Genomic DNA, 13,430 nt, shown 5'->3' with positions numbered 1-13,430 from the left:
TCAGCGTCCTTCCTCGACCCAGGTGGCGTGCGGCCCGTCCAGCACGATGTCCCAGTGGTAGCCCATCGAGAACTCCGGCACGGACAGGCTGTGGTCGTAGGTCGCCACCAGCCGCTGCCGTGCCGCGTCGTCCGTCACCGACTGGATGATCGGGTCGTACGGGAAGAGCGGGTCGCTCGGGAAGTACATCTGGGTCACCAGGCGCTGGGTGAACGCGGTCCCGAACATGGAGAAGTGGATGTGGGCGGGGCGCCAGGCGTTGACGTGGTTGCGCCACGGGTAGGGGCCGGGCTGGATGGTGGTGAAGCGGTAGAAGCCGGTGTCGTCGGTGAGGGTGCGGCCGACGCCGGTGAAGTTCGGGTCCAGCGGGGCGTCGTGCTGCTCGCGCTGGTGGGCGTAGCGCCCGGCGGAGTTCGCCTGCCAGATCTCGATCAGCTGCCCGCGCACGGGCCGTCCGTCGCGGTCCAGGAGCCGCCCGGACACGGTGATGCGTTCGCCGACGGGCTCCCCGCGGTGGTGCCGGGTCAGGTCGTTGTCGATCTCGGTGATGTCCCGCTCCCCGAAGGCGGGGGAGTGCAGCTCCACCAGTTCCGGGTCCTGGGTCACGTCGATGGTGACCGGCGGCTGCTTCGGATGGCGCAGCACCGAGGAGCGGTAGGGCGCGTAGTCGCGCCGCGGGTGATGCTCGACCGGCGCCCCGTCGGCGACCCGCTTCTCGTAGGCGGCGTGCTCGGCGGCGATTTCCTGGTCGATGTCGTGCTGGGTGAGAGTCATGGGGATTCCTGCGTTCCGTTAACGTTCGAGGACGAGAGCGAGACCCTGGCCGACACCGATGCACAGGGTGGCGACACCGACTCCGCCGCCCCTGCGGGCGAGTTGATGGGCGACCGTGCCGGCCAGCCGCGCGCCCGAGGCGCCGAGCGGATGCCCGAGCGCGATGGCGCCGCCCTGCGGGTTGAGGATCGCCGGGTCGAACTCGGGCCATTCGGCGACACATCCCAGCACCTGGGCGGCGAACGCCTCGTTCAGCTCCAGGACCGACAGGTCGTCAAATCCCTTGCCCGCCTTGGCGAGTGCCCGGTTGACCGCCTCGACGGGGGCGAGGCCGAAGTAGTGCGGGTCCAGTGCGTTGACGCCGGTCGCGGAGATCCGGGCCAGCGGCTCGCGACCGGTCGCGGCCAGGCCCTCGTCGTCGACGAGCAGCAGAGCGGCGGCGCCGTCGTTGAGCGGTGACGCGTTGCCCGCGGTCACCGTGCCCCCCTCCGTGCGGAACGACGGCTTGAGCTTCGCCATCGCCTCCAGCGACGCGTCCGGCCGTACGCATTCGTCGGCGCCGAAGACCACCGGCTCGCCCTTGCGCCGCGGGACGGACACCGGCGCCAGCTCGGCGTCGAACAGCCCCGCCGCCTGCGCCCGGGCCGCCTTCCGGTGCGAGGCCAGAGCGAACTCGTCCTGCTGCTCCCGGCTGATCTTGTGCTTGTCGGCGATCAGTTCGGCCGACTCGCCGAGCGGGATGGTCCACTGCGGCTCCATGGCCGGGTTGACCATGCGCCAGCCCAGCGTGGTCGAGTACAGCTCGGTGTGGGCGGCCGGGAACGGCTTGTCGGACTTGGGCAGCACATAGGGTGCCCGGGTCATCGACTCCACCCCGCCGGCGACGGCGATCGAGGCGTCCCCGACCGCGATGGCCCGGGCCGCCTGGATCACCGCTTCCAGGCCCGAGGCGCACAGGCGGTTGACGGTCACGCCCGGCACGGAGGTCGGCAGTCCGGCGAGCAGGGCGGCCATGCGGCCGACGTTGCGGTTCTCCTCGCCCGCCCCGTTGGCGTTGCCGAAGTAGACGTCCTCGATCCGGGACGGGTCCAGGTCGGGGGTGCGGGCCAGGAGTTCACGGATGGCGTGGGCGCCCAGGTCGTCCGGGCGCACCGAGGCGAGGCCTCCGTTGTAGCGGCCGACGGGAGTGCGGACCGCGTCGACGATGTAGACGTTCTTCACTTCAGGTCCTCCGCGACACTCAGCTTGGCGTCGGTCTTGGCGGTGATCTCCTCGACGGTGACCCCGGGTGCCGTCTCGACCAGCACCAGTCCGTCCTCGGTCACGTCCAGGACGCCGAGGTCGGTGATGATCCGGTCCACGCACCCCTTGCCGGTGAGCGGCAGCGCGCACTCGGTGAGGATCTTGGGCGAGCCGTCCTTGGCGGTGTGCGTCATCACCACGATGACCGTACGGGCGCCGTGCACCAGGTCCATCGCCCCGCCGATCCCGGTGATCAGCTTGCCGGGGATGGCCCAGTTGGCCAGGTCGCCCCGCTCGGACACCTGCATGGCGCCCAGCACGGCGACGTCGATGTGGCCGCCCCGGATCATCGAGAAGGACAGCGCCGAGTCGAAGAAGGAGGCCCCCGGCAGCACGGTGACGGTCTCCTTGCCCGCGTTGATCAGATCGGGGTCGACCTGGTCCTCGGTGGGGTAGGGGCCGGTGCCCAGGATGCCGTTCTCGGACTCCAGGATCACCTCCACGCCCGGCGGGAGGTAGTTCGGGATCAGTGTCGGCAGGCCGATGCCGAGGTTGACGTACTGGCCGTCCTGGAGCTCGCGTGCGGCTCGCGCGGCCATCTCCTGCCGGGTCCAGGCCATCAGTCGTTCACCGTGCCTCGTGCCGGAGCCGCGGAGACCGTCCGCTGCTCGATCCGCTTGTCCGTGGCCTGTTCCGGGGTCAGGGCCACCACCCGCTGCACGAAGATCCCGGGCAGGTGCACCGCGTCCGGGTCGATCTCGCCGGGCTCCACGAGTTCCTCGACCTCGGCGATGGTCACCTTGCCCGCCATCGCCGCGAGGGGGTTGAAGTTGCGGGTGGACTTGTTGAAGACCAGGTTGCCGTGCCGGTCACCCTTCGCCGCCCGCACGAGGGCGAAGTCGGTGCGGATCCCGCGCTCCAGGACGTACTCGGTGCCGTCGAACTCGCGCACCTCCTTCGGCGGGGAGGCCAGCGCGACCCCGCCGGAGCCGTCGTAACGCCAGGGGAGCCCGCCGTCGGCGACCTGGGTGCCGACCCCGGCCGGGGTGAAGAACGCGGGGATGCCGGCGCCGCCCGCCCGCAGCCGCTCGGCGAGCGTGCCCTGCGGGATCATCTCGACCTCCAGCTCACCGGCCAGGTACTGGCGGGCGAACTCCTTGTTGGCGCCGATGTAGGAGCCGGTCACCCGGGCGATCCGTCCGGCCGCGAGCAGGACGGCGAGGCCCGACTCCATGGCCCCGCAGTTGTTGGAGACCACCGACAACGAGCCGGTGCCCTGCGCGTACAGGGCCTGGATGAGCACGTTCGGCACACCGCTCAGCCCGAAACCGCCCACCGCGAGCGACGCGCCCTCCGGCACATCGGCCACCGCCTCGGCGGCGGTGGCGACCACCTTGTCCATCCGCGTAGCCCATCTCTCGAAGTGCTCAGTGCACTGAGTATTTCAGCGAGGTTTCTCTTAAGCTGCCACTGTGGCAGCCTGGCGTCAAGGCTCACTACTCTTCAGTGCACGAACCAATACGACTCGGGAGCGCACATGGCCGCGGTGGACCTCACCACCCACCCCGGGCACCTCGCCCGGCGGCTCCAGCAGGCGCACTACCTGCTGTGGAACACGATGGTCTCCGAGGAGATCACCTCGCCGCAGTTCGCGGTCCTGAACGCACTCGTCGCCGAACCGGGCCTCGACCAGCGCACGGTGGGGGAGCGGGTGAGCCTCGACCGGTCGACCATCGCCGAGGTCGTCAGCCGGCTGGGCCGCCGCGGGCTGCTCGACAAGGTCCGCGACCCCCAGGACGGCCGCCGCTTCCTGCTGCGCCTGACCGAGGACGGGGTGCGCACCCACCGCAGGCTGGCCGTGCGCACGGCCCGGATGAACCAGGTCTTCCTGGCCCCCCTCTCCGCCGACGAGCAGAGCCTGTTCTTCGAGCTGATCCGCCGGGTCTCGGACGCGGCCGAAGGGCTCCGCAATCCGGCGGAACCGCTGGTCGGACAAGCCTGATCGCATCGCGGCTCCGCTCAGGACGCCTTCGCGAACACGACCCACACCTGGCCCTCGGCGAAGTTCATCGGCGAGCCGTCCTTCGTCGTGAACCGCGTGCCGTCCGACGCCTTCGCCCGCTGCCAGTTCACGTCCCAGGCGCGGCCGTCGCGCAGCACCTTCGCCTTTCCCGAGCCGACCGTCACCGTGTACGGCGTGTTGTTGCCGAGGAAGTCGTGGAAGGAGGACTTGCGGACTTTCACGTACTGCACCACGACCGTCGCCGGGGCCAGCCGCTTCCCGTCGGTCATCACGTCCGGGACGCCGTCCAGGGAGACCAGCCAGCGCTCCCGGTTCGCGGACCAGGTGAAGGTGAAGCGGGCGGCCGGGAAGCGGACCGTCTCCGAGGTGTCCTTCGTGCCGCCGGCGGGCGCGGGACCGTAGCGGAACCCGGTGGTCAGCGCGTCCGGGCCCGGCGTGGTGGGCATCAGACGCTGCGGGCGCAGGTAGAGGTTGTGCGGGACGGCCCGGCCGGCGCCGCGGAAGTAGGCCTCGGACGCCTTCTCGGGGGTGCGGGCGTCCAGCGGCGCCCGGTTGATCAGGGGCATCAGCTTGCCCTGCGCGCCGGAGAAGGTGAGCGTCGGGTCGTGGAACTGCCGCAGCAGCTCCAGGTCGGACTCGCGGGCGCTGCGCACCGGGCCGACGGCCTTCGGCAGCCTGGTCGCGTACACCGCCATGAGCCGGCTGAGCCCGCCCTCGACCTGCTCGGCGTAGACGATGTCCGCGGAGTCGAGGCCGGTCTGCGGCCGCGCCGCCCGCACGTTGTCGATCTTCACGGCGAGCAGGGACGGGGCCTGCCGGGCCGGTTCCGACGAGGTCGGCGCCGAGGGGCTCGGGGCCGAGGTGTCCAGCTGTCCCCGCCCGTCGTCGGCCGGGACGCGGGGCTTGCCCTGGTGTGTGCAGCCTGCGACGAACAGACCTGCCGCGGCCAGCAGGGCCGCCGCCGTACGGGCGCGTCTCGCACGCGCCCCGGATCTGCTGCCCGCCGTGTCCGCCGTACCCGTGTTCTCCGCCGTCCCCGTCATGCCCACCGCTCCCGCCGTACGCGCCAGGCCCGCCATACGCACCCGCCTCGTGTCATTGATTGTGCGCTTATAAGTTCTTTGATGGCCATACCCGTCTGATTTTGATCGGGCGCGCCCGATGGGCCGATCGGTCCCCGATCGCGGTTCGGCGGCGCACCCCACGGGTACCCGGGGCGCCGACCCCAGGACCGACACGCGCTGTACGAGGTGACGGAGGGAGAGCCGGGCGATGAAGGCTGTGACCTGGCAGGGCAAGCGGGACGTACGGGTGGAAGAGGTGCCCGATCCCAGAATCAAGGAACCGACGGACGCCGTCATCCGCATCACCTCCACCGGGCTGTGCGGCTCCGACCTGCATCTCTACGAGGTGCTCACCCCGTTCATGACCCCGGGCGACATCCTCGGGCACGAACCCATGGGCATCGTCGAGGAGGTCGGCGCCGGGGTGCCCGACCTCGCGGCGGGCGACCGCGTCGTCGTGCCCTTCCAGATCGCCTGCGGCAACTGCTGGATGTGCATGACCGGGCTGCCCACCCAGTGCGAGACCACCCAGGTCACCAGCGAGGGCATGGGCGCCGCCCTGTTCGGCTACACCCGCCTGTACGGCGCGGTGCCGGGCGCCCAGGCCGAGTACCTGCGCGTCCCGCAGGCGCAGTTCGGGCCCATCAAGGTCCCCGAGGGCCCGCCGGACGACCGCTTCGTCTACCTCTCCGACGTGCTGCCGACCGCCTGGCAGGCCGTCGCCTACGCCGACGTCCCCGAGGGCGGCAGTGTGGCGGTCCTCGGACTCGGGCCCATCGGCGACATGGCCTGCCGGGTCGCCCAGGTGCGCGGCGCCGGGCGCGTCTTCGGCGTGGACCTGGTGACCGAACGGCTGCGCAGGGCACGCGCGCGCGGTGTGGAGACGTACGACCTCAGGAGCTTCGACAACGAGAAGGAGCTGGTCCAGGCGATCCGCGACGAGACCGACGGGCGCGGTCCCGACGCCGTGATCGACGCGGTCGGCACCGAGGCCCACGGCAGTGCGGCCGCCCGGCTCGCCCAGAACGCCTCGGCCCTGCTGCCGAGGCGGATCAGCGGACCCTTCGCCGAGCGGTTCAGCATCGACCGGCTCGCCGCCCTGCACACCGCGATCGAGCTGGTGCGGCGCGGCGGCACCCTCTCCCTGACCGGCGTCTACGGCGGCATGGCCGACCCCCTGCCCATGCTCACCATGTTCGACAAGCAGATCCAGATCCGTATGGGCCAGGCCAACGTCCGGCGCTGGAGCGACGAGATCATCCCGTATCTGACCGACGAGGACCCGCTCGGCGTCGACGACTTCGCGACCCATCGCGTGCCGCTGTCCGACGCCCCGCGCGCGTACGAGATGTTCCAGAAGAAGCAGGACGGCACGGTCAAGGTGCTGATGACGCCCTGACCTCTGCCGACCTCTTGCCGGCGATCCGGGTGCCGGCCCCGGTCAGCGCAGGATCTCGTCCAGGTCGTAGCGCACCGGCTCCTCCAGCTGCGCGTAGGTGCAGCTCTCGGGGGTCCGGTCGGGCCGCCAGCGGCGGAAGCGCGCGGTGTGGCGGAAGCGTGCGCCGTTCTCCATGTGGTCGTACGCCACCTCCGCCACCCGCTCCGGCCTGAGCGGCACCCAGGACAGGTCCTTCTTGCCCGACCAGCGGCTCGGCGCCCCGGGCAGCCGGGCGCTCTCGTGGGCGGCCTCCTCGGCCCAGGCCGCCCACGGATGGCCGCTCGCGTCCGGCATTCGCAGCGGCTCCAGCTCGTCGATCAGCTCGGCACGCCGCTTCATCGGGAAGGCCGCCGACACACCCACATGCTGGAGCCTGCCCCGGTCGTCGTGGAGGCCGAGCAGCAGGGAGCCCACGATCGGACCGCTCTTGTGGAGCCGGTAACCCGCCACCACCACGTCCGCGGTGCGCTCGTGCTTGATCTTGAACATGGCGCGCTCGTCCTGGAGATAGCGCCCGGTGAGCGGCTTGGCGACGACCCCGTCCAGACCCGCGCCCTCGTACTCCTCGAACCACCGCTGTGCCACCCCGATGTCGGTCGTCGCGGGCGCGAGGTGCACCGGCGCCGTCACCTCGGACAGGGCGGTCGTGAGCAGCTTCCTGCGCTCGGCCAGCGGCACGTCCAGCAGGGACTCGTCCTGGAGCGCCAGCAGGTCGAAGGCGACGAAGGAGGCCGGGGTCCGCTCGGCCAGCGTCCGCACCCGTGAGTCCGCCGGGTGGATCCGCTCGGTCAGCGCGTCGAAGTCGAGGCGGCCCTCCCGCGCGATCACGATCTCCCCGTCCATCACACAGCGCTCCGGCAGCCGCTCCCGCAGGGCCTCCACCAGCTCGGGAAAGTACCTGGTCAGCGGCTTTCCGGTACGGCTGCCCAGCTCGACCTCGGCCCCGTCCCGGAACACGATCGCCCGGAACCCGTCCCACTTCGCCTCGTAGTGCATGTCCGGCGGGATCTTCGCCACCGACTTGGCGAGCATGGGCTTCACGGGGGGCATCACCGGCAGATCCATGGCTCCGATTCTGCTGGGAGGGGATGCTTTTCGCCTGATATGCACACTGTGCCCCGTGGGCCTACGGTGGCCGCATGGGTGACGCGGTGGAACTGGAGGCGGGCGGCCGGACGGTACGGCTGTCCAGCCCGGACAAGATCTTCTTCCCGGAGCGCGGCTTCACCAAGCTGGACCTGGCCCGCTACTACCAGGCGGTCGCCCCCGGCATCCTGCGCGCCCTGCGCAACCGTCCCACCACCCTGGAGCGCTACCCGGACGGGGTGACCGGCGAGAACTTCTTCCAGAAGCGGGCGCCCAAGAACATGCCCGACTGGATCCCCACCGCCCACATCACCTTCCCGAGCGGCCGCAGTGCCGACGAGATGTGCCCCACCGAGGAGGCCGCCGTGCTGTGGGCCGCCCAGTTCGGCACGCTCACCTTCCACCCCTGGCCGGTCCGCCGCGACGACGTCGACAGCCCCGACGAACTGCGCATCGACCTCGACCCGCAGCCCGGCACCGACTACGACGACGCCGTGCGCGCCGCCCATGAACTGCGGGCGGTGCTGGAGGAGTTCGGAGGTCTGCGCGGCTGGCCCAAGACCTCCGGCGGACGCGGCCTGCACGTCTTCGTGCCCATCGAACCGCGCTGGACCTTCACGCAGGTACGGCGGGCGGCGATCGCGGTCGGCCGGGAGATGGAACGCCGGATGCCGGACCACGTGACCATCAAGTGGTGGAAGGAGGAGCGCGGCGAGCGCATCTTCCTCGACTACAACCAGACGGCCCGCGACCGCACGATCGCCTCCGCCTATTCCGTACGCCCGCGCCCGCACGCCCCGGTCTCCGCTCCCCTGCGCTGGGAGGAGGTCGGCGAGGCGCACCCCCGGGACTTCGACCTCGCGACCATGCCCGCGCGCTTCGCCGAACTCGGCGACGTGCACGCGGACATGGACGATCACGCGTTCTCCCTGGAGCCCCTGCTCGAACTCGCCCGCAAGGACGAGCACGACCACGGCCTCGGCGATCTGCCGTACCCGCCCGAGTATCCGAAGATGCCGGGGGAGCCCAAGCGGGTACAGCCGAGCCGGGCCAGGAAGCCCGGTTCTACAACTCCTTGATCCTGACGTCCCGGTACGACACCACGTCCGTCGTGCTGTGGACCTGGAGGCCGATGTAGCCGGAGGCGAACCGCCGCCCGTCCGTGCCCGGGTCGTCCGAGCGGGCCGGGTAGAAGTCCTGACCGCCGAAGTTGTCAAACTCGTTGATCAGCACGCCGTTGCGGAAGACCGAGTAGTGCTGGTCGACCACCCGGATCTCGTAGTCGTTCCAGGTGCCCTTCTGGGTGACGCCGGCGCCGGCGAGGCCGACACGGTCGAAGCCGTAGACCGAGCCGGTCTTGTACATGTCGCCGTCGGGGCGGTCGAAGACCTGCACCTCGTGGCCGTACTTGATCGCCGCCCACTCCGGCCTGGGCTCCTCCGGGTGGTCGTGGACCCACGGGAACCGCACGAACACACCGGAGTTGGCGTTGCCGGTGCCCGGGGCGTCGTCCCGCCACTGGAGCTTGAGCGAGAAGTCGCCGTACGTGCGCTCCGGGAACCAGAGCATGCCGAGGCCGTCCCTGGTGGTCCCGGACGTGATCGAGCCGTCGCCGTTCGGCGCGAAGGAACCTCCGCCCACCTGCTGCCACTTGGCGAACGAGGCCGCGCTGCCGTCGAGGATCGTGCGATAGCCCTCGGTCTGGCCCGGCCTGCCGATGCCGGACTCACGGGCCGCCGCGTCGATGGCGTCGTACTCGCGCGCGTCGAGCACCCCCTCCCGGAAGAGCCTGTCCAGGACGGTCTTCACATGCTTGAGGAACAGGGCGTGGGAGGTCCACTCCTTCTCGTCCTCGATCAACTCGTTGATCCGGCACCGGCTGTTGGTGATCCGGTTCGGCACCCCCGAGTCGACCGCGCCGACGATCACCGTCAACCGCTCGTCGAGTTCCGGGCAGTTGGGCGCCGGGACCTGACTGGACACCACCGTGAACGTCACCGTGCGCGCGGCCGAGGTGTTGCCCGCCTTGTCCGTCGCACGGTACGCGAGGGTGTGGGTGCCCGCCCGGTCGACGACCACGGGAGCCGTGTACGCCAGATAGGGTCCGGCGTCGATCGAGTACGCGATGCCGGCCACACCCGAACCGCCCGTGTCGGTGGCGCTCACGGTCACCTTCGCGTTGCCCACGTAGGCCCCGTCGGAGTTCCGCGTGCCGTCCACGGTCACACCGGTCACCGGCGGGACGGTGTCCTGCGGGGCCGCCGCGACCACCGTGAAGGCGACGCTCTTCTCGGCGGCCACGTTGCCCGCCTTGTCGGTCGCCCGGTACCGCACGGTGTGCGAGCCGACCTGATGCACCATCACGGGCATCGTGTACGGCTGCCAGGCCCCGTTGTTCACCGCGTACTCGACGGTGTCGACCCCGGACCCGGTGTCGGACGCCGAGACGGTCACCGTGGCCATGTCGATGTACGTGCCGTCGGGGTTCTTCTCACCGCTCACCGTCGCCGAGGTGTCCGGCGGAACGCTGTCGTCGGACGGCGGCGGCACCACCGTGAAGGCGGCGCTCTGCTCGGCGGAGACATTGCCCGCCTTGTCGACGGCCCGGTAGCGCACCTTGTGGTCGCCGGCCTGGCCGACGACGACCGGGGCGGTGTACGGCTGCCAGGCACCCGTGTCCCCGATCGCGTACTCGATCCGGTCGACGCCGGATCCGCCGGCCTCGTCGGTGGCGGTGAGGGCCACGCTCGCCGAACCGACGTACTGGCCCTGCGCGTTCTGTGTGCCGGTCACCCGGGCCGCGGCGGTCGGCGCGGTGGTGTCCTGGCCGGTGCCCTCGCTCACCACCAGGATGCCCTGCATCTGGCCGTGGCCCGGGATCGTGCAGTGGTAGAAGTAACGGCCCGGGGTGAGCGTGACCTCGGCGGTGTGACGGCCTCCCGTGTCGTCGTTCGGGTTGGCGAGGATGTTGAGCTGGACGTCGTCGTTGAACTCGGGATCGCTGGTCACGAAGGTCAGCGTGTGCGGCATCCCGGTGGTGTTGCCGGTGGCCGTGCTGTTCTCGAAGACGATCGTGGCCGTACCGGCGACGGCCGTCGTCGGCGCGGAGGTGTACTTGGTGATGTCGTCGCCGGCGGTCCAGGTCAGGGTCTGGGCCGCGGCCGCCGGAGCCTGCCGGGGCTGTGCCGTGGACGTCGCCTGGAGGCCCAGCATCATCAGCAGGGCGGCCAACAGGACGGTCAGAGCTCTTCGGTGGCGCATTACTGCCCTCCCCTCACGAGCTGTCCGGCGACCGGGGTTGGCCCGCCGCCCTGGTAAGTGATCCTCCACAGCGCCGACTTGGCGTCCGAGGTGAAGAAGCCGCGCCCGTAGTCGAGGACGTACAGAGCCCCGTCAGGACCGAACTTCCAGTCCATGAGGTTCTTGATGCCGTCGTTGCCGATCGGCACGATCTTCTTGAGCGACTCGGAGTGGACCGGGAGTCCGCCCTCGCCGTGGGTCCTCGGGTCCGTGATCACCGCGTTGCGCGGCTGGTCGGCGTCGTAGAAGTCGCCGACGAACCACTTGCCGTCCCAGTAGGAGGGCCACTTGACGGTGCTGGTCGCCGCGGCGGTGTCGTAGCGGTAGACCGGGCCGTTCATCGCGGCCTGGCCGCCGCCCTTGAGCCAGGGCAGCAGGTACGTGGCCTCCTCCTGCTTGTACGAGGGGATGCCGTTCGCGTCCCGCGGATAGTCCGGGGCGCCGCCCTGCGGCGAGTACCAGATGTTGTTGCCGGTGACCGGCGGCAGGTTCACCAGACCGTCGTTGTTGGGCGACTCGTTCTTCGGGTGGTCGCAGTCGTACCAGCCCAGCGGCTGGTCGGGGTTGGGCAGGTTGCGGTCCCGGTAGGGCTGCTTGTTGCCCATGCAGTACGGCCAGCCCCGGTTGCTCGCCCTGGTGATGACGGCGAAGGTGTCGTACTTGGCCGGGCCCCAGGTCGTCGAGGGCGCCCCCGCGTCCGGACCGACCCACCCCGCGTAGAGGACGTCGGTCTTCTTGTCGACGAAGATCCGGGCCGGGTTCCTGACCCCCATCACATAGATCTCACCGCGCGTCTTGCCACCGCCCTCGGCGGTCTCCTTGCCGGTGAAGAGGTTTCCCTCGGGGAGGGTGTACGTCCCGTCGGCCTCCGGATGGATGCGCAGGATCTTGCCGTTGAGGTTGTTGGTGTTGCCCGCGGTGCGGCGCGCGTCCGCGAAGGAGACGCCCTTGTAGTTCGGCTGCGGGTTGTTGCCGGAGTAACCCCCGCTGAAACCACTGGAGTTGTTGTCGCCGGTCGCGATGTACAGGTTGCCTTTCGAGTCCCAGGACATCCCGCCGCCCGCATGGCAGCAACTGTGCACCTGGACCGGCCACTTGAGCAGCACCTTCTCGCTGTTCAGGTCGAGCCGGTTCGTCGCGAGGTCGAGGGTGAAGCGGGAGACCCGCCGCTCGGCCATCTGGGTGTCGCGGTTGAGCCGGGAGTGCGGGGTGTAGTGCAGATACACCCAGCCGTTCTCCTCGAACCGCGGGTCGAGCTCGATCCCGAGCAACCCCTCCTCCACCTTGACCAGTTCGTCGCCGCCGCCCTTGTTGCCGAAGACGGTCAGCGCGCCCGCGAGGGTGACCTTCCCGGTCGCCGGGTCGTAGACGTGGATCTCGCCCGTGCCCTTGCCGATGTCGGGGTTGTTCCAGTCGGTGATCACCGGCTGGGAGGAGTCGGCGCCGCCCCGGCCGATGTAGAGCACCCGCCCGTCGGGCGCGGTCACCAGTCCGTGCGGTTCGCCGATCTGGTCGTTGTGGCCCGGCTGGTTGGGCCGGGTGAGGCGCTCCGCCTTGTAGTTGGCGTTGATGGTCGCCTTGCAGTCGGCCCGGACGAGCCGTGAGGTCCACAGCAGCGCGCCGCGCAGATGGGTGCGGAAGTCGGTCTCGTCGTACGACGACACCGTGCCGCCCATGCCGGTGTAGAAGGACCGGCCGCCGTCGTAGTCCCGGCACCAGCTCACCGGATGGTCCCAGCCGTTGGCGCCGGTGCCGGGCCGGTACGTCGACTCGCGCACCCGGGCGACGGTGTGCACGTCGCCGGACGGGTTCTTCACCCAGTTGAACCACTGGTCGGGGCGCTTCCACTGCACCGGCAGGTCCTTGGTCGCCGGGTGCTGCCGGTCGCCGACCTCGACGGTGGCCCGCTGGACGGCCGTCGGGCTCGTGGGGGCCGGCCGGGCGCCGACGAGTCCGGTGAACCAGTCGGAGTACGGCTCCGCCCGGGCCGCGTCATGGATGCCGACGAAGCCACCGCCCGCCTCCATGTAGGCCTCGAGACCCGCTTCCTGGTCCGGGTCGAGGACATCGCCGCCGCCGGTCAGGAAGACGATCGCGTTGTAGCCGCTCAGCGCCCTCTCGTCGGTGAAGACCCTGGCGTCGTCCGTGGCCTCGGTCTCGAACCGCTGGTCCGCCGGGCCCGAGAGCCCGATCCGTTCGACGGCCGCGATCCCCGCGTTGACCACCGGCGACTCCTCGCCGCCGGCCGCGGAGCCGTAGAAGACCAGCACCCGCACCGCCCCGCCGCCCGGGGGCGAGGTGATGGACATCGTTGTCGCCGTCGGTTCGGGCGGCGGAGCCGCCCCCGCGGCGGGGCCGGACAACAGCCCGGCGGCGACGACCCCGGCGGTCACGATCGCCCCACGGGCCCGTCTTCTCGTCGTTCCTCCGCTTCTCGCGCTCAACCCTCGTAAGTGCATGGGCACCTCCTCGGTCGCAGCAACAGCGCCATGGAAGCTAGACC

11 protein-coding genes are annotated in these 13,430 nt (G+C 70.6%); 3 read left to right on the top strand and 8 right to left on the bottom strand.

Annotated features, from left to right (window positions below; translation table 11 throughout):
• The 4 genes from pcaH to H295_RS0111385 are packed head-to-tail and all read right to left on the bottom strand — an operon-like array spanning position 1 to position 3,418.
• On the bottom strand, positions 1 to 774 hold the full coding sequence (pcaH, locus tag H295_RS0111400) for a protocatechuate 3,4-dioxygenase subunit beta (RefSeq protein WP_020135489.1): 774 nt from the start codon (positions 772 to 774) through the stop codon (positions 1 to 3).
• An 18-nt stretch (positions 775 to 792) separates the two neighbouring features.
• A complete protein-coding gene (locus tag H295_RS0111395; RefSeq protein WP_020135488.1) occupies positions 793 to 1,995 on the bottom strand; it encodes a thiolase family protein in 1,203 nt (400 codons plus the stop codon).
• Positions 1,992 to 2,636: a CoA transferase subunit B gene (locus H295_RS0111390; protein ID WP_020135487.1), complete on the bottom strand. Its 645-nt coding sequence runs from the start codon at positions 2,634 to 2,636 to the stop codon at positions 1,992 to 1,994. The genes H295_RS0111395 and H295_RS0111390 overlap by 4 nt, the downstream gene beginning before the upstream one ends.
• Positions 2,636 to 3,418: a CoA transferase subunit A gene (locus H295_RS0111385; RefSeq protein WP_020135486.1), complete on the bottom strand. Its 783-nt coding sequence runs from the start codon at positions 3,416 to 3,418 to the stop codon at positions 2,636 to 2,638. The genes H295_RS0111390 and H295_RS0111385 overlap by 1 nt, the downstream gene beginning before the upstream one ends.
• A gap of 135 nt (positions 3,419 to 3,553) precedes the next feature.
• Between H295_RS0111385 and H295_RS0111380 the strand changes: the two genes are divergently transcribed.
• On the top strand, positions 3,554 to 4,018 hold the full coding sequence (locus H295_RS0111380; protein ID WP_020135485.1) for a MarR family winged helix-turn-helix transcriptional regulator: 465 nt from the start codon (positions 3,554 to 3,556) through the stop codon (positions 4,016 to 4,018).
• Between the two features lie 17 nt (positions 4,019 to 4,035).
• Here H295_RS0111380 and H295_RS0111375 read toward each other — a convergent pair whose 3' ends face one another.
• Positions 4,036 to 5,082: a DUF3048 domain-containing protein gene (locus H295_RS0111375; protein ID WP_051135537.1), complete on the bottom strand. Its 1,047-nt coding sequence runs from the start codon at positions 5,080 to 5,082 to the stop codon at positions 4,036 to 4,038.
• A 229-nt stretch (positions 5,083 to 5,311) separates the two neighbouring features.
• Here H295_RS0111375 and H295_RS0111370 point away from each other — a divergent pair, with 229 nt between their 5' ends.
• Complete coding sequence (locus H295_RS0111370) at positions 5,312 to 6,502, top strand: zinc-dependent alcohol dehydrogenase (RefSeq protein WP_020135483.1); 1,191 nt, start codon at positions 5,312 to 5,314, stop codon at positions 6,500 to 6,502.
• 42 nt (positions 6,503 to 6,544) lie between these two features.
• Here the strand turns inward: H295_RS0111370 and H295_RS0111365 are convergent, their stop codons facing one another.
• A complete protein-coding gene (locus H295_RS0111365) occupies positions 6,545 to 7,606 on the bottom strand; it encodes an ATP-dependent DNA ligase (RefSeq protein ID WP_020135482.1) in 1,062 nt (353 codons plus the stop codon).
• A 74-nt stretch (positions 7,607 to 7,680) separates the two neighbouring features.
• Between H295_RS0111365 and ligD the strand changes: the two genes are divergently transcribed.
• Positions 7,681 to 8,706: a non-homologous end-joining DNA ligase gene (gene ligD, locus H295_RS0111360; protein WP_020135481.1), complete on the top strand. Its 1,026-nt coding sequence runs from the start codon at positions 7,681 to 7,683 to the stop codon at positions 8,704 to 8,706.
• Here ligD and H295_RS0111355 read toward each other — a convergent pair.
• Positions 8,693 to 10,888 (bottom strand): OmpL47-type beta-barrel domain-containing protein, encoded by a 2,196-nt coding sequence (locus H295_RS0111355; protein ID WP_020135480.1) that lies wholly within the window; start codon positions 10,886 to 10,888, stop codon positions 8,693 to 8,695. The genes ligD and H295_RS0111355 overlap by 14 nt on opposite strands.
• Positions 10,888 to 13,386 (bottom strand): ThuA domain-containing protein, encoded by a 2,499-nt coding sequence (locus tag H295_RS0111350; protein WP_199788575.1) that lies wholly within the window; start codon positions 13,384 to 13,386, stop codon positions 10,888 to 10,890. The genes H295_RS0111355 and H295_RS0111350 overlap by 1 nt, the downstream gene beginning before the upstream one ends.
• Positions 13,387 to 13,430: the final 44 nt, after the last annotated feature.

This window comes from Streptomyces sp. 351MFTsu5.1 (genome assembly GCF_000383655.1).
Classification (GTDB): Bacteria; Actinomycetota; Actinomycetes; order Streptomycetales; family Streptomycetaceae; genus Streptomyces; species Streptomyces griseorubiginosus.
This window is presented reverse-complemented; position numbering and strand designations above follow the sequence as displayed.

Excerpts from the sequence above, each read along its gene's own strand:
- pcaH (WP_020135489.1), bottom strand. The coding sequence starts at position 774 with ATGACTCTCACCCAGCACGACATCGACCAGGAAATCGCCGCCGAGCAC.
- H295_RS0111390 (WP_020135487.1), bottom strand. The coding sequence starts at position 2,636 with ATGGCCTGGACCCGGCAGGAGATGGCCGCGCGAGCCGCACGCGAGCTC.
- H295_RS0111385 (WP_020135486.1), bottom strand. The coding sequence starts at position 3,418 with ATGGACAAGGTGGTCGCCACCGCCGCCGAGGCGGTGGCCGATGTGCCG.
- H295_RS0111380 (WP_020135485.1), top strand. The coding sequence starts at position 3,554 with ATGGCCGCGGTGGACCTCACCACCCACCCCGGGCACCTCGCCCGGCGG.
- H295_RS0111375 (WP_051135537.1), bottom strand. The coding sequence starts at position 5,082 with ATGACGGGGACGGCGGAGAACACGGGTACGGCGGACACGGCGGGCAGC.
- H295_RS0111370 (WP_020135483.1), top strand. The coding sequence starts at position 5,312 with ATGAAGGCTGTGACCTGGCAGGGCAAGCGGGACGTACGGGTGGAAGAG.
- H295_RS0111365 (WP_020135482.1), bottom strand. The coding sequence starts at position 7,606 with ATGGATCTGCCGGTGATGCCCCCCGTGAAGCCCATGCTCGCCAAGTCG.
- ligD (WP_020135481.1), top strand. The coding sequence starts at position 7,681 with ATGGGTGACGCGGTGGAACTGGAGGCGGGCGGCCGGACGGTACGGCTG.
- H295_RS0111355 (WP_020135480.1), bottom strand. The coding sequence starts at position 10,888 with ATGCGCCACCGAAGAGCTCTGACCGTCCTGTTGGCCGCCCTGCTGATG.
- H295_RS0111350 (WP_199788575.1), bottom strand. The coding sequence starts at position 13,386 with ATGCACTTACGAGGGTTGAGCGCGAGAAGCGGAGGAACGACGAGAAGA.